The sequence below is a fragment of the Desulfotomaculum sp. 1211_IL3151 genome, assembly GCF_036763075.1.
Lineage (GTDB): Bacteria > Bacillota > Desulfotomaculia > Desulfotomaculales > Desulfotomaculaceae > Desulfotomaculum.
Map to the genome: position 1 here is coordinate 36,840 of NZ_JBAIYV010000013.1, position 23,896 is coordinate 60,735.

The window sequence follows — 23,896 nt, forward strand, 5'->3', positions numbered from 1 at the left end:
CATCCGACAGCCAACATCATTTTTGAAACAAAAAAAACAAAGGCGCCGGGGATCTTTCGTCCCCAACGCCTTTGTTGGTTGTGCTTATGATATTCGCCTGAGAGCAGTTTGTCAATAACATTTTCGAAAATTTGCCGGAAGCCGATTTCCCGCCTGCAATAAACCCCGTTTTTATTCGACCATTCGATGGAATAGGGTTTGGGCTGGATGCAAAAATAAACTTTAAAACAGGTATTGACAGAGGGGTGATTTAGTTGTACGCTGTTTACTGAACAAAGGCGTTCATTAGATCATGCGTTAAGCAGATAAAAAACTGGGTCGCTCCGGTTTTGACTGCTTGCATGATGTAATGAGCGCCTTTTTGTATGCTTTAGGGGGTCTTAGCATGAAAGAAGGTCAAGTGAGAATACCGTCCGGCTGTGCCATATCCGGACTGATTGATAAAACCGGCAAGCGTATGAGCGGCGAGGCGATTATTCGGTCCATTTCGGTTATGCGTGACCGCAGCAACGGCTTGGGTGGCGGCTTTGCGGCTTACGGCATCTACCCTGAATACAAGGATTATTATGCGTTGCATATTTTTTACGAGCATACCGCAGCTAAAAAAAGCTGTGAGGAATTTTTAGAGCGGCATTTTGATATCATCAACCTGTCCAAAATCCCCACGAGAAGAATGAAGGAAATCACGGATGAACCGCTCATCTGGCGCTATTTTGTAACGCCGCTGCCCACAAAACTGGCCGAAAGTCAGCTTGACGAGCGGGAGTTTGTGGCCCGGTGCGTGTTCCGGGTCAACACAACAATTAACGGAGCGTATATCTTTTCCGGCGGCAAGAACATGGGCGTATTCAAAGGGGTGGGGTACCCCGAGGATGTGGGCAGGTTCTATCGTCTGGAGGAATACGAGGGCTACTGCTTTACGGCGCACGGCCGTTATCCCACCAACACGCCGGGCTGGTGGGGCGGTGCGCACCCCTTTGCGTTGCTGGATTATGCGGTGGTGCATAACGGCGAGATTTCCTCTTACGATGCCAACCGCCGCGCCATTGAAATGTACGGCTACAAATGCACGTTACAAACTGACACCGAGGTTATTACCTATATCGTGGACTATCTGCACCGGAGGAAAGGCCTTTCCTTTGACGAAATTGCCTCGGTGATCGCCGCACCCTTCTGGCAGACCATCGAAGCGATGCCGCCGGAGGAGCGGGAAACCAGCGAATATCTGCGCAATGTCTTTGCGGCGCAGCTGATTACCGGCCCGTTCTCCATCCTTGTGGGCTTCGAAGGCGGCCTAATGGCGCTGAACGACCGTCTCAAGCTGCGCAGCATGGTGGTTGCTGAAAAGGACGACATCGTCTACGTCGCAAGCGAGGAAGCGGCGATCCGCATGATCGAACCCAATTTGGCGAAGGTATGGTCGCCGGGCGGCGGTCAACCCGTGATTGTTCGTGTGAATGGAGGTGAGCGGTAATGGCGATTAACTTTCTATATCCAGATTACGAAGTGGTTCGGGATTTCGAGCGGTGCATGGTGTGCCGAGTCTGTGAGCGCCAGTGTGCCAATGGGGCACATGCCTTTTTGCCGGAGGCAAACAAAATGGCCTGTGACGATGCCAAATGTGTCAACTGCCATCGCTGCGTGTCCCTCTGTCCCACCCGGGCACTCAAAATTGTAAAAAGCGATCACACCTATAAGGAAAATGCCAACTGGAGCGGCAAGACGATCAAAGAGCTTTACCGTCAGGCGGGCAGCGGGGGTGTGCTGCTCTCCAGCATGGGCAATCCGGAAAATTACCCGGTTTATTTTGATAAAATCCTGCTCAACGCCTCACAGGTGACCAATCCCTCCATCGACCCGCTGCGTGAGCCGATGGAAACCAAGGTATTCCTTGGCGCAAAGCCGCAACAGATTCAGCGGGACCCCAAGGGCCGGATTGTGAACAACCTTGCCCCTCATCTCACCCTTTCGATGCCGGTGATGTTTTCCGCTATGAGTTACGGTTCGATCAGCTATAACGCACATGAAAGTCTGGCGAGGGCGGCGGAGCAACTCGGTATCCTTTACAACACCGGCGAGGGCGGACTGCATGAGGATTTTTACCGTTTTGGCAATAATACCATTGTGCAGGTTGCCTCGGGACGTTTTGGCGTTCACCCCGATTACCTAAACAGCGGCGCAGCCATCGAGATCAAGATGGGGCAGGGGGCGAAGCCGGGGATCGGCGGACATCTGCCGGGGACCAAGATTGTGGGCGACGTATCCCGCACCCGCATGATCCCCGAGGGCGGCGACGCAATTTCTCCCGCACCCCACCACGACATCTACTCCATTGAGGATTTACGCCAACTGGTCTTTTCACTCAAGGAAGTGACCAACTATCAAAAGCCGGTAATCGTCAAGATTGCGGCGGTGCATAATGTATCGGCCATCGCCAGCGGCATCGCCAGAAGCGGTGCGGACATCATCGCCATTGACGGCTTTCGCGGCGGTACGGGAGCCGCACCTACGCGCATCCGGGACCATGTAGGTATCCCCATCGAACTGGCGCTGGCCAGCGTTGACAAGCGTCTGCGCGACGAGGGCATTCGGGACAATGTGTCGCTGGTGGTGGGCGGCAGTATCCGCAGCAGCGCCGACATTGTAAAGGCGATTGCCCTGGGTGCGGACGCAGTTTATATCGCAACGGCGGCACTTTTAGCCCTCGGCTGTCACCTGTGCCGGAGCTGTCATACGGGTAAGTGCAACTGGGGCATTGCCACCCAGGTGCCGGAGTTGGTCAAACGGCTGAATCCGCAAGTCGGATCTAAGCGCCTGGTAAATCTCCTGACCGCCTGGCGGCACGAAATCAAGGAGATGATGGGCGGCATGGGAATTAATTCCATCGAGAGCTTGCGGGGCAACCGGCTCATGCTGCGCGGGGTGGGACTGACCGAAAAGGAGCTTAAAATTTTGGGCATCAAGTATGCGGGAGAGTAGAGGTGTAGGCGGATGAATATATCTGCTGCAAACATGGATTTCAAGCAACTGAACGAGCAAATCAAAACTGCCGTCGGCAACGTTTGTATCAGCCATTGCTGCGGGCAGCGTTTTATCGGCAGAGGCTTTAAGGATAAGACCATTACCATTCACGGTACGCCGGGCAATGCCTTGGGGGCCTATCTGGACGGAGCCACCATTGAGGTGCGGGGCAACACCCAGGATGCGGTGGGTGATACGATGAACAATGGTAAAATCATTGTCCACGGCAACGCCGGAGACGCCTTGGGGTATGCGATGCGGGGCGGCAGTATCTTTGTCCGGGACGATGCCGGATATCGCACCGGCATCCATATGAAGCAGTATCAGGACAGAAAGCCGGTCATCGTAGTGGGCGGCAAAGTCGGCAGCTTTCTCGGCGAGTATCTGGCGGGAGGTTTGATTGTGGTGCTGGGGATCGGCACGGAGGACACCCCGGTGGGCAACTTCACCGGCACGGGTATGCATGGAGGGCGCATTTTCATCCGCACAAATAAGGAACTTACCGGATTACCGGCGCAGGTTACGGCTGAAATCGCCGGGCCTGAGGAGATGAGCGAAATCCTGCCGCTGCTGTCCGAGTTTTGCTCTCTTTTTGGCGTGGCTGCCGATGACCTTATAAAAGATAGCTATTATGTTTTAAAACCAAACGCCAAAAATCCGTATCAGCAGCTTTATACCGCAAATTAAAGGAGGGGAAACAACGTGAATGCTACCGTGGGCGAGGTATTGCAGTTTGTCAAAGAAAACGACGTAAAATTTATTCGGCTGTCCTTCTGCGATCCCTTTGGAACACAAAAAAACATTGCGATTATGCCGGGTCAATTACCGGGTGCCTTTGAGCATGGCATATCCTTTGACGCACATGCGATCAAGGGCTTTAGAGATGTGACAAAATCCGATCTGCTCCTGTTCCCCGACCCGGCCACCCTTACGGTGCTGCCATGGAGACCGGGCCCCGGCCGGGTTGTACGCTTTTATTGCAACATCAAAAACCCGGACGGCTCTGACTTTAACCACGACAGCCGCTATTTGCTGAAAAGAGTGATCCAGCGGTACGAGCGGTTAGGTTATGTCTGCAAGATTGGTGCAGAGTGCGAATTCTATCTCTTTAAGACCGATGATAACGGTGACCCCACCGGGATCACGCTGGATAAGGGCGGCTACCTTGACATCGCTCCCCTTGATAAAGGTGAAAACATCCGGCGCGAGATTTGCCTGTGCCTTGAGGAAATGGGCATGATTCCCGAAGCATCCCATCACGAGCAGGGTCCGGGACAAAATGAAATCGACTTCAAATTCAGCGATGCCCTTACCGCGGCGGATAATTTGCTGATCTTTAAATCGGTGGTAAAAGCAATCGCCGCACGAAACGGCCTGTTTGCTTCCTTTATGCCCAAACCTTTGCCGCAATCAGCCGGCAGCGGACTGCATGTCAACCTCTCCATCGCACAAAATGGGCTGAACCTGTTCAAAAATACGGCCCAAGGTCACTCCAACATTGCCGAGAGTTTTATGGCGGGTGTTTTGGCAAAAACGCCGGAAATCACCTTGTTTCTCAACCCACTCTGCAATTCCTACGAGCGGTTCGGCAGCTTTGAAGCACCCAAATATGTTTCGTGGTCGCATCAAAACCGCTCGCAGCTTGTACGGATTCCCGCAGCTACGGGAGAACGTATGCGCATGGAACTGCGATCGCCCGACCCTGCCGTCAACCCGTATCTCGCCTTCGCTTTGATTATGGCAGCGGGCCTGGCGGGCATTGAGGCAAGCCTTGTATTACCGCCGGCTGTTGATGTCGACCTGTATACAGCGGCTGAGAGCATTACGAAAAACATGGCCCTGCTCCCGGACAGCCTTGAAAAAGCCATTGCCCTTGCAGAAAGCAGCAGCCTGGTTCGGGAAGTCGTCGGCGAGACGCTGCTCGGCGAATATCTTGCCTTTAAGAAGGCGGAGGCCGCTGCGTTTGCTCGGGAAGCCAATAAAGAGGTATTTTACCGGGATCGATATTTCAGCGTTATATAGCTGTCCAATCCGATCAAGAAAGGCGGTGGCTCAATGGATAACGCTCTGATTGTTTCTTCCTCTGAAAAAAGCATCACCTTTTTCACGGAAATGTTACGCGCCGCCTCCATTGGGCAGATTGTGGTTCTGGGAACCTGCGGCGAAGCAAGGCGGCTTCTTTTGGAGCGGGATTTTGATTTGGTGTTGATTAATGCGCCGCTTCGCGACGAATCGGGAGAGAGCCTTGCCGGGCATATTGCGTCCAAAGGGGTCAGCCAAGTGATTCTCGTGGTGAAAAGTGAATTCTTCGAAGAGGTATCTGCGCTCACCGAGCAGACAGGGGTTCTAACCGTTGCCAAGCCGATGAACAGAACATTGTTTTGGGCGGCTCTTAGGCTGGCCAAATCAGTGGGTTTGAGATTGAAATCCATGCAGTCTGAGAACAGCAAGCTGAAGCAGAAAATTGAGGATATACGCATTGTCGATCGCGCCAAGTGTATTCTGATTTCGCATCTCAGCATGAGCGAGCAGGAAGCCCATCGCTATATTGAAAAGCAGGCGATGGATATGCGTACCACCAAGAGAGCGGTGGCGGAAGGAATACTCAAAATATACGAAAATTAGCGAAAAACCGCAGGGGGAATGCGCCGTTTTCGGGGTTAGCGCCTCGGGGAAGCAGCGGAATGAAGGAGAAAACAAGATGAGCGGACTTTACTTAATTTTAGAAAACGGCACGGTCTTTGCCGGGGAGAGCTTCGGCGCAGAGGGCGAAGTGACGGGTGAAATTGTTTTTACTACCGGCATGACCGGCTATTTGGAAACCCTTACCGATCCAAGCTACCATGGCCAAATTGTCCTCCAGACCTTTCCCCTTATTGGGAATTACGGTGTCATCCCCGCTGATTTTGAAAGCGTCTCCGGCGGCCCAAAGGCCTATATCGTAAAAACGCCGTGCCAAGTTCCCTCCAATTTCCGCAGCGAGGGCAATCTTGGCACTTTTTTAAAGGAGAAAGGGATTGTCGGGCTTTACGGCATCGACACCAGGGCGCTCACCAGGATCATCCGGGAGCAGGGCGTGATGAATGGCAAAATCACCGCCGCTCCGCCCGGCGAGATTCCGCCGGAGGAAATACGCGCCTACAAAATCCAGAATGCTGTGCAAAGTGTTTCCTGCACAGTGCCGGCACTTTACAAGGCGGACCAAACAAAATATACGGTTGCTTTGTTTGATTTCGGATTCAAGGAGAACATCAAGCGGGAGCTTCTAAAACGCAACTGTGCTGTGTGGGTTCTCCCCTATCATACACCACCCGAGGAGGTAATCCGGCTGGCCCCTGATGGGATCATGCTTAGCAACGGTCCCGGCGACCCTGCCGAAAACATCGCCATACTTGAAAACCTAAAGGTGCTGCTGCAGACGGGTATTCCCATTTTTGGCATCTGTCTCGGTCATCAGCTGCTTGCCCTAGCCAGCGGTTTTCAGACCTATAAGTTGAAATACGGACATCGCGGAGCCAACCAGCCGGTGAAGAATCTGAAAACGGGGCGGATTTACATCAGCAGCCAAAACCACGGCTACGCTGTCAGCCAAGAGAGTGTTGATACAGGCGTTGCCGAGCCGTGGTTTGTCAATGTCAACGACCGAACCTGCGAGGGGTTATGGTATCAGCAGATTCCGGCATTCTCGGTGCAGTTCCATCCCGAGGGGTGCGGGGGGCCGCAGGACACGGCCTTTCTGTTTGATTTATTCATAGAAAAGTTGGAGGGCAAAAAATATGCCGCTGGATAAAAGCATCAACAAGGTTTTGGTAATCGGCTCAGGGCCGATTGTTATTGGGCAGGCGGCAGAATTTGATTATGCAGGTACCCAGGCTTGCCGTGTTTTGCGGGAAGACGGTATTGAAATCGTACTGGTCAATTCCAACCCCGCCACCATTATGACCGATAAAAACATTGCCGACAAAATCTATATTGAGCCTCTGACCCTGACCACCATCAAGCGCATCATCGAAAAGGAGCGTCCCGACAGCATTTTATCGGGCTTGGGCGGCCAGACGGGCTTAACCCTCTGTATGCAGCTTGCCCGGGACGGTTTTCTCGACAAAATGAATATGCGGCTGCTCGGCAGCTCGCCGGAAACCATCGACAAAGCCGAGGATCGTCAGGTTTTCAAGGAAACGATGCAGAAAATCGGGCAACCGGTGGTGCCCTCCGTCATCGCCACCGAGCTTGGTACGGCCCTTGCCTTTGCGGATGAAATCGGCTATCCTGTCATTGTGCGCCCCGCCTTTACTTTAGGGGGGAGCGGCGGCGGAATTGCCCAGACAAGGGCGGAGCTGGCGGAAATTGCCGGGGGCGGGTTGGCTCTGTCTCCCATCCGTCAGATACTGGTGGAAAAATCCATTGCCGGCTGGAAGGAAATCGAGTTTGAGGTCATGCGGGATAAGGCGGGCAATGCCATTACCGTCTGCTCCATGGAGAACTTTGATCCGGTGGGGGTACATACCGGTGACAGCATCGTCATTGCGCCCGCCGTTACGCTGGCCGACAGAGAGTATCAAATGCTGCGCACGGCGGCGCTGGACATCATTCAGGCGCTCGGCGTGGAGGGAGGCTGCAACTGCCAGTTTGCGCTGCACCCGCACAGCTTTGAGTATGCCGTCATTGAGGTCAATCCCCGGGTATCCCGTTCCTCGGCACTGGCCAGCAAGGCGACAGGCTACCCCATCGCCAAGGTGGCAACCAAAATCGCCATCGGCTATCGGCTGGACGAGATCATCAATGCCGTTACCGGCAACACCTTCGCCGCCTTCGAGCCGACCTTGGACTATGTGGCGGTTAAGCTCCCCAAATGGCCCTTTGATAAATTTGTCTACGCCAAAAAGGACTTGGGTACCCAGATGAAGGCCACCGGCGAGGTAATGGCCATGGCCGATACCTTTGAGGAAGCACTGCTCAAAGCGGTGCGCGGTGCGGAGATTGGACTGAACAACTTGGAACTGCCTCGACTGGCGGGAAAGACCGACAAGGAGATCGGGGAACTCCTGCATCGGGTCACCGATCAGCGGCTGTTTGTGCTGTATGAGGCTCTCCGGCGGGGGATAGGCATAGACGAGGTGCATTTGATTACCAAAGTAGACCGCTGGTTCTTGCACGGACTGAAAAACATTGCGGAAATTGACGCTCCGTCCAAACCACTCAGCTATAAAATGGTGGATACCTGCGGCGGCGAATTTGCCGCTAAAACGCCCTATTTCTATTCCGTTCAAAAGGCTGCGGAGAACGAGGCACTGCCCTTTATCAATCGGTCGGCAAGGCCCCGGGTCGTGGTACTGGGCAGCGGTCCCATCCGCATTGGACAAGGCATCGAATTTGACTATGCCTGTGTCCATTGTGTGTGGACGCTGAAAAAGCTGGGCTATGAGGTTGTTGTCATCAACAACAACCCCGAGACGGTGTCCACCGACTTTGACACCGGCGACCGGCTTTATTTTGAGCCTCTGTGCATTGAGGATGTGATGAACATCATCCAAATCGAAAGGCCGGTGGGTGTGGTGGTGGCATTCGGCGGCGGTACGGCCATCAAGCTGACCCAAAGGCTGCACCAGTGCGGTGTCCCCATCATCGGCACCTCTGCCGACAGCATCGACCTTTGCGAAGATCGGGGGCGGTTTGACGCACTGCTGGAGGAACTTGCGATACCCCGTCCCCGGGGGTTTGGCGTGACCAGCGAAGCGGCGGCCCTGGAGGCTGCGGAGAGGCTGGGCTTCCCCGTGCTGTTGCGCCCGTCTTATGTGCTGGGCGGGCAGAACATGATCATCGCCTTTGAGCCCGCCGACATTCGGGAATACATGAAGATCATCCTGCGGCAACAGCAGGAAAACCCCGTGCTGATTGACAAATACCTGTCGGGCAGGGAGATTGAGGTGGATGCCATCTGCGACGGTGTGGATGTCCTCATCCCCGGCATCATGGAGCATATCGAGCGCACCGGCATCCATTCCGGGGACAGCATTGCCGTTTACCCAGCTTTGCATATTGAGGATGAACTGGCCGGACGGATTTTCCAGGTGACCCAAAGGCTCTGCCTGGCGCTGCGGGTAAAGGGGCTGGTCAACATCCAGTATGTGCTGTATCAGGACGAAATCTATGTCATTGAGGTAAACCCTAGGGCTTCGCGGACGGTGCCTTATATCAGCAAGGTGACCGGCGTGCCCATGTGTGAGCTGGCTACCCGCGTCAGCTTGGGAGAAACCTTGGCCGCCCTGGGATATTCGGCCGGGATTGCGAAAATTCCGCCCTATGTCGCGGTGAAGGTGCCGGTGTTCTCCTTTGAAAAGCTCACCGATGTGGATACCCAGCTGGGGCCGGAGATGAAATCCACAGGCGAGGTGCTGGGGCTGGGCAAAAACTTGAAGGAAGCGCTGTACAAAGGACTGTTGGCGGCGGGCTACCGGCTGGAAAAGCGCGGCGGTGTGCTGATTACCGTGCGGGATAGTGACAAGCCGGAAATCGCCGTGCTTGCTGAAAAACTGTGTGCAGGCGGCTTTACGCTCTACGCCACCGAAGGCACGGCAAGGTATCTGAGCGGCCATGGCTTGGCGGTCCAAAGGGTCGGGAAAATCCACGAGGGTGTTCCGAACAACACGGCGGCGCTGTTGGAGAGCGGCAAGGTCAGCTATGTCATTTCCACCTCCGCAAAGGGCAGAAACCCGGCCGACGACGATGTGAAAATCCGCCGCAAGGCGTGTGCCCTGGGCATTCCGTGCCTAACCTCCGTAGATACGGCGGGCGCGCTGGCCGACAGCTTGCTTTCCGGGTACAGCGAAATCAATACCGAATTGATCGACATTAACCGGCTGAGGAGTGAGCGTATGGAACTGAAATTCACCAAAATGCAGGGCTGCGGCAACGACTATATTTATATCAACTGTTTTGACCAGGCCGCCACCGGCGGCGTGGCTATTAATTCGCCGGAATCGCTGTCGGTGCTGCTTTCCGACCGACACTTCGGCGTGGGCGGTGACGGCATCGTGCTGATGCTGCCTTCCGACGTGGCCGACGCGAAGATGCGCATGTTCAATCTGGATGGCAGCGAAGGTAAAATGTGCGGCAATGCGATCCGCTGCATGGCTAAGTACCTGTACGATAATGCCCAGGTCCGCAAGCCGGAGATGACCATTGAAACCCTCTCCGGCATCAAACACCTGACCCTTTACACCAAAAACGGCTTGGTATCCTCGGTGCGGGTGGATATGGGCAAGGCGGAACTGAACCCCGCAAAAATCCCCGTGAAGCTTCCCGGCGACCGCATCGTGGCGACGGAAGCGGCAATCGGCGGCAGGAAATACGCAATCACCTGTATCTCCATGGGCAATCCGCATTGTGTTGTGTTTTGCGAGGCTGTGGATGGCCTGCGGCTTTCCGAAATCGGCCCGCTGTTTGAGACGGCCCCCCTTTTTCCCGACCGGGTGAATACCGAATTTGTGGAGGTGATTGATCGAAATCACCTCAAAATGCGGGTATGGGAGCGTGGCAGCGGCGAAACCCTGGCCTGCGGCACCGGCGCCTGTGCATCGACCGTGGCGGCGGTGCTGAACGGGCATTGCGACAAAGACACCGACATCATCGTACGACTGCTCGGCGGAGAGCTTACTGTGCGATACACAGATGATGCGGTGTTTATGACCGGCGAATGCAAAAAAGTGTTTGATGGGACGGTAGAAATATGAGCGAAGGCGGCCCTAATTGCCAAATACCGCTGATATAAGGAGGATGAGCATGAACATCAATCAAAATTACCTAAATTTAAAGGATAGTTATCTGTTTTCGCTGGTGGCTAAAAAGGTGAATGAATATAAGGCACAGCACCCCGAAAAGGAAGTCATCCGCTTGGGTATCGGCGACGTGACACGCCCCCTGGTGCCGGCGGTGGTGGCGGCCATGGGCACCGCTGTGCTGGAGATGGGGGATGCCGCCACTTTTCGCGGCTACGGCGAGGAACAGGGCTGCGCCTTTTTGCGGCAGGCCCTTTGCGGATATTACGCAGGAAAAGGCGTGGCTCTTGCCGACAGCGAGGTCTTTATCAGCGATGGTGCCAAGAGCGACCTTGGCAATATCTTGGACATTTTCGACACGGATAACACCGTGCTGATCCCTGATCCAGTGTATCCGGTCTATGTGGATACCAACATGATGGCCGGGCGGCAGATTGTTTTTGTCAACGGAAACACGGAAAACAACTTCCTGCCTATGCCTGATCGTCAAGTAAAGGCAGATATTATCTATCTCTGCTCCCCGAACAATCCCACCGGTGCGGTTTACAGCAAGGAGCAGTTGGCAAACTGGGTGACCTATGCCCTGGAGCAAAATGCGGTCATTCTGTTTGACAGTGCCTACGAAATCTTTGTGCAAGATGAAAAATTGCCCACCAGCATCTATCAGATTGAAGGAGCAAAGAAGTGCGCCATTGAATTTTGCTCTCTTTCCAAGACAGCGGGCTTTACCGGGGTGCGGTGCGGCTATACCGTGGTGCCTCACGACTTGGTTCGCCATAACACGCCCTTGAACAAGCTATGGTTGCGGCGGCAGACCACCAAATTCAACGGCGTGCCCTATATCGTGCAGCGGGGTGCGGAGGCGGTTTTTTCCAGTGAAGGATTTGCGCAAATCAAAGAAAACATCGCCTATTATTTGCACAACGCCCAGCTGATTGCCGACACACTCCGCAAACTGGATATTTGGTTTGTCGGAGGAGAAAACTCGCCCTATATCTGGCTAAAATGTCCGAGCGGCTTGTCATCGTGGGATTTCTTTGACCACCTTCTGACCAATGCGGGTATTGTGGGCACACCGGGAGTCGGATTTGGCGCCAACGGCGAAGGCTTTTTTCGGCTCACCGCCTTTGGCGATAGAGAGAATGTTCAAAAAGCGATGACAAAGCTGCGCGGCCTATCATAGGAGTCCCCTCTTGACCAAACAGGCGCGTTGGGGAGCCTGAAAAATAAGCAAAACAGGGCCTTTCGGTCTTGCAAAACACGCTGTTCCAAGGTAACATGACAGCGGAGGGAGCATTGCCCGCCCGCCTATAAAAGGTTTTAGCTTATAGCCCACGGCACATGGCTGATGACTGGTTAAGAGGTGTAGAAGGCCCATGATTGACAAAAGACTTTTAAAAGAGGCCAGCAAAACCCGCTTTTATCTAGTACTGACCATCGGGTTAGGGATGGTTACTGGTTTAATCGTGGTTTGGCAAGCGAAGGTGCTGGCCAGTATCGTTAGTCAGGTATTTATTAATCAATATCAGCTGGCCCAAGTACAAACCTTACTAATCATTTTGTTGGGCTTAATTTTTATCAGAGCCTTGCTGGCTTGGTATAGCGAAATCAATGCCCACCGGGTGGCTGCCAGGATCAAAGCTGAGCTGCGCCAGCGGCTGCTGGAACAGCTTTTTCAGCTTGGTCCGGTCCAGGTCAGGGGAGAAAGAACCGGCGAATTAACGAATCTACTGGTGGAAGGGATTGAAGCACTGGAAGACTACTTTGCCGGCTATATACCTCAACTGGTGCTGGCCGTGGCAGTGCCCCTGACGGTGCTGCTATTTGTACTGCCCATTGATCGAACTTCCGGTTTAATCCTTCTTCTGACTGCCCCCTTAATACCTTTGTTTATGATCTTGATTGGCCAATGGGCCGATCATTTAACGAAACGCCAATGGCATGTTTTAAGCCGTATGAGTGCACACTTTTTGGATGTTTTGCAGGGCTTGACCACATTGAAACTTTTTGGCCGGAGCAAAGATCAAATCCGAGTTATTGGCAGGATCAGTGCGGAGTTTCGCCAGACCACCATGGGAGTACTGAGGGTGGCCTTCCTTTCTGCTTTGGTGTTGGAGTTACTGGCCACCATCAGTACCGCCTTGGTGGCAGTTGGGCTGGGATTAAATCTGATCTATGACCGGATTACCTTTGAAAAGGCCTTTTTTCTATTATTACTGGCCCCGGAATTCTATTGGCCCTTACGGTTATTAGGAGCAAAATTTCATGCGGGCATGAACGGTGTGCAGGCCGCCAATCGTATCTTTGAAATACTTGATCAGCCTGTTCAGACAAGCACGGCAAAGGTTCAAGGGGCTAGTCTCAATCAGCAAAGGATTCATCTTTCCTTTGAGAAGGTTCACTTCTCCTATGATCAAACCGCAGAAATAGTAAAGGGGGTATCCTTCGATTTAGGCCCTGGCCAGAAGGTTGCCCTGGTGGGACCCAGCGGAGCAGGGAAATCCACCCTAGCTAATCTATTAATGGGTTATATTCAACCCACCAAGGGCTTGATTCGGGTTAATGGTCTGCCCTTGGAGAGTTTAGCTGGCCAGGAATGGCGTCAGCTCGTTGCCCTGGTACCCCAAACACCCTATCTTTTTTATGGTACCGTAGCAGAAAATATCTTGTTCGGCAGGCCCGGAGCAACCGAAGCAGAAGTAAGGGCTGCTGCCCACAGGGCCGGTGCCCAGGAATTCATTGAAAAGTTACCCCAGGGCTATGACACACCCGTTGGTGAACAGGGTCTAAAGCTTAGCGGGGGACAGGCACAACGCTTGGCCATAGCCAGAGCCTTTTTGAAAAATGCACCTGTCTTGGTCTTGGATGAAGCCACTGCCGGGTTAGACCTGTCCACCGAATTGGCTGTGCAGGGAGCGATGAAGCGTCTGATGGAAGGAAGAACGGTGTTCATCATTGCCCATCGGTTAGCGACGATTTATGACGCTAACCATATTTTGGTTTTAAATGAGGGCAGGATTGTGGAAGAAGGCCAGCATCAAAAACTACTGGAGCAGAAAAAGCTCTATTACGACTTGGTAAGGGCCTATGGGGGGTGTCAGGAATGAGTCCCCTGCGGCAATTGTTTTTGCTGGTGCTGCCCCATTGGCGGCCTATGCTGCTGGCTGTTCTATTGGGTTTTTTTACGGTAGCCAGCAATATCGGACTGCTTACTACTTCAGCGTACTTAATCACCAGAGCAGCCCTGCATCCCCCGGTACTGGATTTAATGGTGGCCATTGTTGGGGTGCGGTTTTTTGGCATTGCCAGAGCCGTTTTTCGCTACATGGAAAGGTATTTTTCCCACGACGTGACCTTCCGTATCCTTAGCAGTATGCGGGTATGGTTTTATAGAAAGGTAGAACCCCTGGCACCCAGCCGTCTAATGGACTACCATAGCGGGGATTTGTTAAGCAGAATTGTCACCGATGTGGAAACCCTCAAAAACTTCTATCTGCGTGTTCTTTCACCGCCCTTGGTGGCTCTCTTGACTCTTATGGTCAGCTGTTATTTTTTAGCCTGGTTTGATGTAAGAATGTCTTTCCTCCTACTGTTATTTTTTCTCATGGCTGGGCTGGTGGCACCTTTATTAATTGGCTGGTGGAGCCGCCCTTGGGGGAAGGAAATTGTGCAGTCCAAGTCAAACCTAAACGCACTGCTAGTGGACAGCATCCAGGGGATGGCTGATATTGAGGCCTTTGGTCAACGGAGCCGGCAACTTAAGAAAGTGGCCAAGGAAACGGCCAAGTTGTTAAAACTGCAAGGAAGTATAGCTAAAATCAATGGGTTAGCCAATTCCTTAACGGGCCTGTGCATGAATCTGGCCATGTGGAGCATTTTGGTACTGGCCATCCTAAAGACGGAACAGGGAGAACTGGCGGGGATTGATATCGCCATGCTGGCCCTGGTGGCCCTGAGCAGTTTTGAAGCAGTGACTCCCTTACCGCTAATTTTGCCATTCTTCCAAGAAAGTTTGGCCGCTGCCCAAAGATTGCTTGCTATCACTGGCCCCGCAGGTCCTAACTGGCATAACCGGCAAGAAAATACTTCACCCCAGGGGTATGACATACAGGTTTCCCAGCTCAGTTTTCGATATGCTGCAGATAGTCCCTGGGTATTGCGAAATGTTAGTTTTACAGTTCCCCAGGGGAAGAAAGTGGCGATTATTGGACCCAGTGGCTCGGGTAAGAGCACCTTGGTCAATCTGCTGCTGGGCTTTTTCGATTACCAGGCGGGCAGCTTAAAGCTTGGCGGCAGAGAAATTAGGGACTACCAGCAAGAAAAACTGCTGGAGCAGCTGGCAGTTGTGACCCAACGTACCCATTTGTTTAACACCACGATCAGGGAAAATTTATTATTGGCGCGGCCGGATGCCAGCCGGGAAGAGCTGGTTCGTGCTGCCCGGAAGGCCAAAATTCACGATTTTATCCTATCTTTGCCCGAAGGTTATGAAACCTATATCGGAGAAGGTGGTTTTAAACTATCAGGGGGACAGAGACAGCGTCTGGCCATTGCCAGAGCTATTTTAAAGAATGCGCCAATTCTGATACTGGATGAGGTGGCTACCGGCATAGACCCGCTGGCCGAGCAGGAGATCATGCAGGACCTCTACCAACTAATGCAGGAAAAAACGACACTGGTCATTACTCACAATTTAATGGGGTTAGAGCAAATGGATGAGGTGATTGTCCTTGTAGAAGGCAAAGTGGTGGAAAGGGGTAATATATTTTAATATTTAGCAAACAATTCTTGAAATATCAACTATTTTAAAGAAATAAGCAGGGATAATGTTGCATTCAAGACCTAAACACCTCAAATGCGGTATGTGGTATTACCACTTAGATTGAAGCTCTGCTGACTTAGAGTTATGATAGGATCATGCTTCTTCATAATTACAGATGAGGTGTTAACTATGATAACCATGATCGAAGGACCTTAAAGGCATTTTCAAATCTATTCAATAATAAAAAAAGGAAGGTTTTGAAGATGCAGTCGGGAGAGCAGCAATTGTCGTTAGCAAAAATACAGTTTTTTGGCCGCATGGAAGGTTATAGTTTAGAGGCATTACGTAAGGATATTATTTCAGGCATTATTGTTGGTGTTGTGGCTATTCCCCTAGCCTTGGCCTTTGCCATTGCCTCAGGGGTAAAGCCGGAGTATGGTATTTATACATCGATCATTGCCGGAGCACTGGTGGGTATTTTTGGTGGCTCACGGGTGCAAATTGCCGGTCCCACAGGGGCCTTTGTACCGGTATTGCTTTCGATCGTGATGTTGTACGGCTTTGAGAATTTACTGTTGGCTGGTTTGTTATCAGGTATTATGCTTATCTTCATGGGTATTACTCGGATGGGAACCTTGATTAAATTTATTCCGAGGCCAGTAACAGTTGGTTTTACTGCGGGCATCGCAGTGATTATTTTTACTGGACAAATTGATACCTTCCTTGGGTTACAGGGGGTTGTCAAGCATGAGTATTTTCTGCAAAATATTTCCGAACTAGCTAGGTATATACACACCACTCAACTGCCTAGTATTGTTGTAGCAATGGTCTGTCTTTCTTTTTTGCTTATTACACAAAGGTATTTTCCCAGTATCCCCGGTCCATTGGTGGGCTTGCTGGCATCTACCCTGGTGGCATCGCTTTTTTTTAATGGTGCAGTTGATACCATTGGCTCAAAATTTGGAGCAATTCCAGCGGCTTTACCTGAATTTCAGATGCCCCGACTTAAACTGGATGCAGTAATCAATATGATGGGGCCAGCCTTTACCATCGCCATGTTAGGCAGTATCGAGTCACTGCTGTCTTGCATGGTGGCAGATGAAATGATTGGCAGTAAGCACGATAGCAATAAAGAGTTAATTGGCCAGGGCATTGCCAATGTAATTACACCTCTATTTGGTGGTATTGCTGCCACCGGTGCCATTGCCCGTACCGCCACCAATATTAGAAGTGGGGGCACAAGCCCTGTATCCGCTGTGGTTCATTCTTTGACAGTGCTCTTTTTAATTCTTGCGTTAGCACCCATGGTTTCTAAAATACCCTTAGCCAGCATGGCTCCCATCTTAATGCTGGTGGCCTGGAATATGAGTGGTTTGCATGAAATTAAACATTTATTAAGAACCACCAAAAGTGATGCGGCAGTTCTTTTTGCCACCTTTTTGTTAACCGTATTTTTGAATTTAACCATCGCCGTGGGATTTGGTCTGTTGCTGGCAGTGGCGTTATTTATCAACCGCATGAGTGATACCATGTCCGTGCAAAAGGTTTTACCGGATCATAGCGCCAATGAAAAGGTAACCTCCGATGTGGTTACCCCGATCCATGATTGCCCGCAAATCGGTATTTTTACCATCAATGGCGCGCTTTTCTTTGGGGCAGTGGAAACCTTTGAAAAAACCCTTACCAATTGTTTAGCCGCTAAACCGAAGGTATTAATCCTCAGAATGGGCAATGTTTTCGTAATGGATGCAACGGCGCAAGTGGCTTTAGAGCATATCGTGGATCATTTTCAGAAACAAAAAGGGACCATCCTGATATCTGGCTTAAAAGCACAGCCGGAAAAGGTTTTAAGAAATTCCGGTTTGTTTGATAAGATTGGTCAAAGCCATTTCTTTGGAGGCACAGGTCTCGCCATATCGTACGCTTTAACCAAAATAAATTACTATAAATGCATGGGCTGTACCCACAACGCCTTCTACGAATGCTCTAAACTATCCAATAAAAGGGTCAGCTAATAAAACAAGCAGTTATTACGGAATGTAATAACTGCTCTTTTTTAGCATTCAGGAAACATAGCTGACGGCTGAAAAAGCCCAAGGGCCACGGCGCATGGGCCAGGAATATTTTTCAGGATATTAATAGCAATTAGTTCGGTGATATAAGAAGGTTATTTCACTTAATTAGCCAATTACTCTATGAGACATAATTTTACATGAAAGGATGATTTAAGATTCGCCGTTTAACCAATCTCCAAAGGACTTTTGCAGCCCTTTGCTGCGCTGGTTTGCTTGCTTTTTTTAGCTTGCCCTCGGATGCCAAGGCATCAAATGAAGCAAATATTGTAATTGACAACACCCCGGTTGTGATTCCCGCTGGTGACCAACCTGCCGCTTTAATAAATGGCAGAACCTTTGTGCCTTTAAGGGTGATTAGTGAGAACCTTGGCACCACGGTTCAGTGGCTGCCAGGATCTAGACAGGTGGTCATACTCACGGACAAAGCAACTTCTACGGTTGTTCCCGAGCGGTCTGCGGATAAAGCAAAAGCCATTGAAATTATTGTGGATGGTAAAGTTTTAAAGGTATCGGAGGCAGAAGGCTTACCCTTTCTCACCGACAAAAATCGCACCATGGTACCCTTTCGGGTTATTGGGGAAGCCTTGGGATGTGAAGTTCAATGGCAACAAAAAAGTAAAACAGTAGAAATAAAAAAACCGGCTTCCGTGGTTAAGCCACCCGTAGAAAAACCACCAGTGGAAAAACCACCCGCAGAAAAACCAGATAACAGTTATCCGGAACCTTCCCAGTCAGATATTGAAATGCTTAAGGAATTAGCTAGCTACCAAACAAATTTAAAAATGATGAATGGTAATGTGATTAATTCTAGAGATTTACTAAATACGGATACTGCCGTACTGAGTCCAGAACAACTAAAACAGCTTAAAACCTATCTGGATCAGATAAAAAAATATGGTTCAACCATTAAGCTCCCAGATGGTACAAAGATAAACACCGCAGAACTATCCATTTTAGGCCCCTCCATCGCCACTGCAAAGCAACTGAAGTCTTGGATTGCTGAAGAAACTCCGAGAATGCAAGCTAAAATGGCGCAGCTTAATCGTGAGTTTGTACCCATCCCTGATTTGGCCGAGCTTTATATCAAGATCGGTGAGGAGTATGGTGTCCGTGGGGATTTAGCCTTTTGTCAGGCAGCTAAGGAAACCCATTACTGGCAGTTTACCGGAGACGTTCAACCCTGGCAAAACAACTACTGTGGCCTAGGGGCCACTGGCAGTCCCTGTACCGGACAGGAATCCTTCAATGGTGCAGACCCAGCATTTATCCGCTTTGAAGCAGGTGTTCATGGGGCGATCTTTGTCTCCCCAGAGGCCGGGGTAGAGGCGCATATCCAACACTTATATGTCTATGCCACCAAGAAACCGCTGCCCGAGGGTAAGGTCTTGGTAGACCCCAGGTATAGTTTAGTAACCAAGGGCATTGCTCCTACCTGGCAAGGTCTTAACGCCCGTTGGGCTGTACCAGGTACGACCTATGGCCAAAGTATTATCCATGATTATTGGGAAGCAGCCTTAAAAAAATAAAGTATTCGAAAAGCCAATATTTATGATAGCATAAAAGAGTCCCGCAGAAAGGCAGTCCGTCATAAGACAGTATAAAAGCTTAAACTGTTAATGGCACTGCCAAGTAAAATGTCTGAAACAAGCGTATCGTTCACAAGGAGCGATACACTTGTTTTTTACTTTTTCTGTCCGAATAAGTAGATAGAGGGAGGGATAAAAATGGCTTCAAGCGAGGAGTTTACAAAATATGTTGCGGAGCAGCTTAGTGGTGCCGGGACAATTACCTATAAAAAAATGTTTGGGGAATATGGGCTTTACTGCAACGGAAAGTTTTTTGCTTCTGTCTGTGATAATCAGCTTTTTGTCAAAATTACTGATAAGGGTCGAGAAGTATTACGAAATCCAGAAATGGCTTCCCCCTATGAAGGAGCAAAACCGAGCTTTCTAATTACAGAGCTTGAGGATAAAGAACTTCTTTGCAGGTTGGCAACCGCAACCTGTAAGGCATTACCCGAACCAAGACCGAAAAAGAGGATAGACAAAAATAAGGAGGACAATTAAATGAACAGAATAACGGTTGTATGTTTAGGTGTACAGAACATGGAGAGATCCATTCGCTTTTATAAAGATGGATTGGGTTTTCAGACAAAAGAAACTCGCTATGATCCTCCCGTAATCTTTTTTGATACATCTGGCGGATTAAAATTAGAACTTTATCCACTTGATTTATTAGCTAAAGATATTGATGATAACAACCCACCTGCAATTCGCACTGGATTTTCAGGCATTACACTTGCTCACAATGTAAAAAGCAAGGATGAAGTACAGCGAATCATTGATTTAGCAAGAAAAGCTGGAGCGAAAATTGCTAAGGAGCCGCAGGAAGTTTTTTGGGGTGGGTATCACGCATATTTTTCTGATCCGGATGGTTATTATTGGGAAGTCGCATATGGTCCAGAGTTTAGATTTGATGAAAATGATATGTTGATTCTATAATTGAGATTAACAAAGTAATGGCAGTAAAAAGCATTACTTTGAAATCGTAAATAATTTTTCGGAAAAGTTGGATCGAGGTTAAAATAGAAAATATGGCAAACTTTACCGCCGCATAAGCGGAAAAAGAAAAAGCCGTTATTCGGCGGAGGGTAACTGTGCCATAAAAATATATTACCATTGAACAGCGGTTTTGAGGAAATCAAAGCCGTTGTTCTCTATTTTAAGAGGGCTTGGTTGGGAAAAGGTACAGGATTTGCGAAAAAACAAGCGTAGGCCGACACGCACAGGCAAGACCAATCTATTTTCGGGGTAAGCGAGACTTTTTTATACCTGAATGACTACACCACAGGCCAAGCGTTTCCCGGCATTGCCTGCTGGTTGAGTGCGATAATCGTCTGGGTTTTGATGAATAATTACCGACTTTCCGACAACCTGGGAAACTGAAAATTTATTGGTGAAGAAACACATCTTGGCATAGCCATTATTGGAAAATAATACGGGAAAATCCCCAGCATGGTTACCGTGAGGCTGATTTGTGGGATTCCAATGCCCACCTGCAGCCTGAAAGGGGTCGCTGGGATTGCCGACTTGACAGGAGCCACATTGGTGAATGTGAAAACCATGGGGACCAATGGGGTCATTACCGTTTTGAGCCGGTTGATAAGGGGGGAGGCACCAAACCTCTGCGGTAACCCAAGTGCCACCTGGAACAGCTTGAAAATACACCATTCCCCTTATTTCAGGTGCCAGTGGTCCGCCATAAATATAGGCGCAGGCATTCATAACATTATTCATCGTTGCACAGCCTTTCACACATGTATTATTTGCTAATTAGTCTATGCAATGACTTAGATGTTTGACCTTATGCATTTTGGAAAATTCGCTGTTTTTCGATATAAAAAAACCCCACTGGTATCCTTGGCGGACGAATACCAGTGGGGTTTTTTATTAGTTCCAGGCAAAATCTTGCCAATTATGATCCTTTACTCTGGCTGCTTTTTCATAGGTATTTTTAATATTTTTTTCTATAGCACCAGTGGTTCCTGGCAACCAGTTTTCACCATTATTTTGGGCAGGTTCTCTGCCATTCGATTCACCCTGATTACCCCCATTTCCTTGATTGCCCTGATTTTCTTGGTTATTCTCTTCGTCAGGGGTTTCAGGAAGAATTAATTTATATTTTTCTGCAGCGGCAGGGTCTATACCATTTTCTGTATGCAGCGTACAAGTGGTTGTTGGTGCCCTTAGGGCAAAGTCCGCCACTCCTGCGGGAACAGAGTAGGGTGTTTTAACAACAACCTTTGTAATACGATCAATACAGTAGTCATTTGGCAACAAACCAGTGGTTGCGCAGACATCCATGACCTGATGCAAATTATCCACTTCGGTGGGTACTGTTCCCTGGGCAAACATATCCGAAACCAAATGGTCAGAGGGAGTATGGGGCCCAGGTAAAAGTCCGGATTTACTGTCCACAGTTGTCGTTACGATACCAGAAGGTTTTGTAAAAGAGCGTACCGGCACATCGGCCAGGGCCTTATTCATAACCTCACGCCAAATCATGGCTGGATAAATACCACCAAAGGCCTGGGGCATTTTTTGCGGCAAATCATGACCCACCCACACAGCTCCAACTAACTCAGGAGTATAACCAACAAACCAAATATCTTTTCCCTCATCGGTGGTACCGGTTTTACCTGCCACCGGTCTGGCACCAAGATTGGCCCGGCTGCCTGTACCGGATCGAACAGCAGAAACCATCATGTCTGTAACCAGATAGGCAGTGGTGGGCTTCATGGCTTGACTACGTTCTGGTTTGAATTCATCCAAAATGGTTCCATCAAAACGCTCAACTTTGATAATCGCATGGGGTTTGACGTAAATACCCTGGTTGGCAAAGGCACCGTAGGCACCTGCCATATCCAGTGGCACAACCCCATTGCTAACCCCACCCAAGGCCATAGCAAGACCGTCCCGGTTAGCATCCAGGGTCGTTATGCCTAGCCCCTGGGCAAACTTGACAGATTGCTGAATGCCAACGGTATTTAAGAGTTTAACTGCTGCAATATTTACTGAACTGGTTAGAGCTTGTCGCAGGGTAATTAGGCCTCGGAAGCCACCGCCTGAGTTTTTTGGACTGTAGCTGCCAAAGGAGGTTGGGATATCATCAACAATGGAAGCAGGACCCATACCTTTATATTCAATGGCCGGCCCATAGGCCACAATAGGCTTAATGGAAGACCCAGGTTGACGACCAATTTTACTGCCATTGTCTAAAACTTGATATTGGGTGGCCCTGTTGAGGGATCTTTGATAGGTATGCTCCCGTCCACCCACAATGGCCCTTAAATAACCTGTGCCTGGTTCCATAAATACCGCAGCACCCTGGGGTTGTGGCAGACCGTTTTTATCCGCTGGGTAATTAGGAAAGTTATTGGCATTGGCCATGGCCATTTCTGCTAGTTTTTGTATTTTAGGATCGAGGGTGGTATATACTTTTAAACCGCCTTTGTAAACCATGTCTGGCCCGTAATTTTGAATCAATTTTTCCGTCACGTAGTCGATAAAGTAAGGATAAGGATATTTCGCTGCTTGCATTTTAGTGCTATCAGGCAGTGACTTAGATTCCGCCGTTTGACGTTGGTCCTCTGAAATTTTACCTGTATCTTTCATTCTTTGCAGAACCATATTACGGCGGTTTAAGGTTAAGTCATAATCCTTTTGGTGCTTTTCCTCAAGTTGTTTTACATCTTGTTTGGAAGATTTACCGTCATCCAGGTTGTCCACTGATTTTCCTGAGTCAAGATAACGTGAATAGGAGGAAGGTGCCTGGGGCAGGCCTGCTAAGAAGGCAGCCTCTTCCAACGTAATATCATCCGTTTTTAGATCCTTACCAAGGTATGTTTGGGCGGCGGATTGAATACCATAGGCTCCTTGACCAAAATATATTTTATTGAGGTACATTTCAAATATTTCATCTTTGGTAAAATGTCTTTCCATTTGCAGAGTTAGTACAACTTCCTGCATTTTTCTCTTAAAGCTTTGCTCTGGGGATAAGTAAGATAGTTTAACTAACTGCATGGTAATCGTACTAAACCCTTCGCGAATTCCACCGGCAGCTACGTTTCTAAACAAAGCCCGACCAAAACTTCGAAAGTTTATACCATGATGATCATAGAAACGATCGTCTTCTATGGCCAAAACAGCATCCTTTACGGATGTAGGTACTTCATCAAGTTTTATCGGTTCTCGGTTCTCTGTACCTATCCTAGTTGCCAGATTCCCATCTTTATCGTAGATAGAGGTGGGTACCATATTTTCAAGGGCTTGGGGGTTAAAGGCAGGCATGTCTGACATTGCATAGGCAAAATAGCTTAGTGATGCAATGCCGCCAATAATAAGGCATAAGAGTGTTATTAGTAAAATTAAGCGTCCGGGTCTAAGTCTCCGGCTTTTTCGCTTAGCCAAAAAAAATGACCTCCTTTGAGAAAAATAAAGGGCTATGATAACAGAATTATAACATACATAGGGAAAGATATTGTAGATTATTTTGATTTCTTGCCACCTAATGTTAGCTTTGGTATAATTAATAGGATTTGTTTAAATTATAATATGTTTTACGTAGGGGAAACAATTTTTAGACAGGTGAGTTCATAAGATGAGTAAAAGCCTAAATTGTTAAACGAGTCTTACAATATTTTTTATTAAAAAATATACAGGCTAACACCTTTTATTTCACCTCCACATATAGATTAATGT

Annotated in this window: 16 protein-coding genes; 14 read left to right on the plus strand and 2 right to left on the minus strand. The window is 49.5% G+C overall.

The window, feature by feature from the left end:
- The first annotated feature begins 385 nt into the window (after positions 1–385).
- The 14 genes from V6C11_RS02510 (at position 386) to V6C11_RS02575 (ending at position 20,137) form a co-directional block, all read left to right on the plus strand.
- Positions 386–1,474 (plus strand): class II glutamine amidotransferase, encoded by a 1,089-nt coding sequence (locus tag V6C11_RS02510; protein ID WP_333529502.1) that lies wholly within the window; start codon positions 386–388, stop codon positions 1,472–1,474.
- Positions 1,474–2,979 (plus strand): glutamate synthase-related protein, encoded by a 1,506-nt coding sequence (locus V6C11_RS02515; protein ID WP_333529503.1) that lies wholly within the window; start codon positions 1,474–1,476, stop codon positions 2,977–2,979. Before V6C11_RS02510 ends, V6C11_RS02515 begins: the two co-directional genes overlap by 1 nt.
- A 12-nt stretch (positions 2,980–2,991) precedes the next feature.
- Positions 2,992–3,708, plus strand: a complete 717-nt coding sequence (locus V6C11_RS02520) for a glutamate synthase (protein WP_333529504.1) — start codon at positions 2,992–2,994, stop codon at positions 3,706–3,708.
- 15 nt (positions 3,709–3,723) lie between these two features.
- Positions 3,724–5,043, plus strand: a complete 1,320-nt coding sequence (locus tag V6C11_RS02525; RefSeq protein WP_333529505.1) for a glutamine synthetase family protein — start codon at positions 3,724–3,726, stop codon at positions 5,041–5,043.
- Between the two features lie 33 nt (positions 5,044–5,076).
- Positions 5,077–5,646: an ANTAR domain-containing response regulator gene (locus V6C11_RS02530; RefSeq protein ID WP_333529506.1), complete on the plus strand. Its 570-nt coding sequence runs from the start codon at positions 5,077–5,079 to the stop codon at positions 5,644–5,646.
- 76 nt (positions 5,647–5,722) lie between these two features.
- On the plus strand, positions 5,723–6,811 hold the full coding sequence (locus tag V6C11_RS02535; RefSeq protein WP_333529507.1) for a carbamoyl phosphate synthase small subunit: 1,089 nt from the start codon (positions 5,723–5,725) through the stop codon (positions 6,809–6,811).
- Positions 6,798–10,754 (plus strand): carbamoyl-phosphate synthase large subunit, encoded by a 3,957-nt coding sequence (gene carB / locus V6C11_RS02540; RefSeq protein WP_333529508.1) that lies wholly within the window; start codon positions 6,798–6,800, stop codon positions 10,752–10,754. The genes V6C11_RS02535 and carB overlap by 14 nt, the downstream gene beginning before the upstream one ends.
- A 49-nt stretch (positions 10,755–10,803) precedes the next feature.
- Complete coding sequence (locus tag V6C11_RS02545; RefSeq protein WP_333529509.1) at positions 10,804–11,982, plus strand: LL-diaminopimelate aminotransferase; 1,179 nt, start codon at positions 10,804–10,806, stop codon at positions 11,980–11,982.
- A gap of 193 nt (positions 11,983–12,175) precedes the next feature.
- Positions 12,176–13,906 carry a thiol reductant ABC exporter subunit CydD gene (gene cydD / locus V6C11_RS02550; protein WP_333529510.1) on the plus strand — a complete coding sequence of 577 codons (1,731 nt, stop codon included), beginning with the start codon at positions 12,176–12,178 and terminating at the stop codon, positions 13,904–13,906.
- A complete protein-coding gene (cydC, locus tag V6C11_RS02555; RefSeq protein WP_333529511.1) occupies positions 13,903–15,570 on the plus strand; it encodes a thiol reductant ABC exporter subunit CydC in 1,668 nt (555 codons plus the stop codon). The genes cydD and cydC overlap by 4 nt, the downstream gene beginning before the upstream one ends.
- A gap of 275 nt (positions 15,571–15,845) precedes the next feature.
- Positions 15,846–17,576, plus strand: coding sequence for a SulP family inorganic anion transporter (locus V6C11_RS02560; RefSeq protein ID WP_333529512.1), 1,731 nt, complete (start codon positions 15,846–15,848; stop codon positions 17,574–17,576).
- Positions 17,577–17,845: 269 nt separating this feature from the next.
- Entirely contained in the window at positions 17,846–19,162 is a 1,317-nt protein-coding gene (locus tag V6C11_RS02565) for a stalk domain-containing protein (protein ID WP_333529513.1), read from the plus strand.
- Positions 19,163–19,360: 198 nt separating this feature from the next.
- Positions 19,361–19,702, plus strand: a complete 342-nt coding sequence (locus V6C11_RS02570; RefSeq protein ID WP_333529514.1) for a TfoX/Sxy family protein — start codon at positions 19,361–19,363, stop codon at positions 19,700–19,702.
- Positions 19,703–20,137, plus strand: a complete 435-nt coding sequence (locus V6C11_RS02575; protein ID WP_333529515.1) for a VOC family protein — start codon at positions 19,703–19,705, stop codon at positions 20,135–20,137.
- 324 nt (positions 20,138–20,461) lie between these two features.
- On the opposite strand, the gene V6C11_RS02580 is transcribed toward V6C11_RS02575, so the two are convergent.
- On the minus strand, positions 20,462–20,932 hold the full coding sequence (locus tag V6C11_RS02580) for a superoxide dismutase family protein (protein ID WP_333529516.1): 471 nt from the start codon (positions 20,930–20,932) through the stop codon (positions 20,462–20,464).
- Between the two features lie 153 nt (positions 20,933–21,085).
- On the minus strand, positions 21,086–23,605 hold the full coding sequence (locus V6C11_RS02585; RefSeq protein ID WP_333529517.1) for a transglycosylase domain-containing protein: 2,520 nt from the start codon (positions 23,603–23,605) through the stop codon (positions 21,086–21,088).
- Positions 23,606–23,896 lie beyond the last annotated feature (291 nt).

Bases quoted from the DNA above. Each gene is read 5' to 3' on its own strand.
- V6C11_RS02510 (WP_333529502.1), top strand. From the start codon at position 386: ATGAAAGAAGGTCAAGTGAGAATACCGTCCGGCTGTGCCATATCCGGA.
- V6C11_RS02515 (WP_333529503.1), top strand. From the start codon at position 1,474: ATGGCGATTAACTTTCTATATCCAGATTACGAAGTGGTTCGGGATTTC.
- V6C11_RS02520 (WP_333529504.1), top strand. From the start codon at position 2,992: ATGAATATATCTGCTGCAAACATGGATTTCAAGCAACTGAACGAGCAA.
- V6C11_RS02530 (WP_333529506.1), top strand. From the start codon at position 5,077: ATGGATAACGCTCTGATTGTTTCTTCCTCTGAAAAAAGCATCACCTTT.
- V6C11_RS02535 (WP_333529507.1), top strand. From the start codon at position 5,723: ATGAGCGGACTTTACTTAATTTTAGAAAACGGCACGGTCTTTGCCGGG.
- carB (WP_333529508.1), top strand. From the start codon at position 6,798: ATGCCGCTGGATAAAAGCATCAACAAGGTTTTGGTAATCGGCTCAGGG.
- V6C11_RS02545 (WP_333529509.1), top strand. From the start codon at position 10,804: ATGAACATCAATCAAAATTACCTAAATTTAAAGGATAGTTATCTGTTT.
- cydD (WP_333529510.1), top strand. From the start codon at position 12,176: ATGATTGACAAAAGACTTTTAAAAGAGGCCAGCAAAACCCGCTTTTAT.
- cydC (WP_333529511.1), top strand. From the start codon at position 13,903: ATGAGTCCCCTGCGGCAATTGTTTTTGCTGGTGCTGCCCCATTGGCGG.
- V6C11_RS02570 (WP_333529514.1), top strand. From the start codon at position 19,361: ATGGCTTCAAGCGAGGAGTTTACAAAATATGTTGCGGAGCAGCTTAGT.
- V6C11_RS02575 (WP_333529515.1), top strand. From the start codon at position 19,703: ATGAACAGAATAACGGTTGTATGTTTAGGTGTACAGAACATGGAGAGA.
- V6C11_RS02580 (WP_333529516.1), bottom strand. From the start codon at position 20,932: ATGAATAATGTTATGAATGCCTGCGCCTATATTTATGGCGGACCACTG.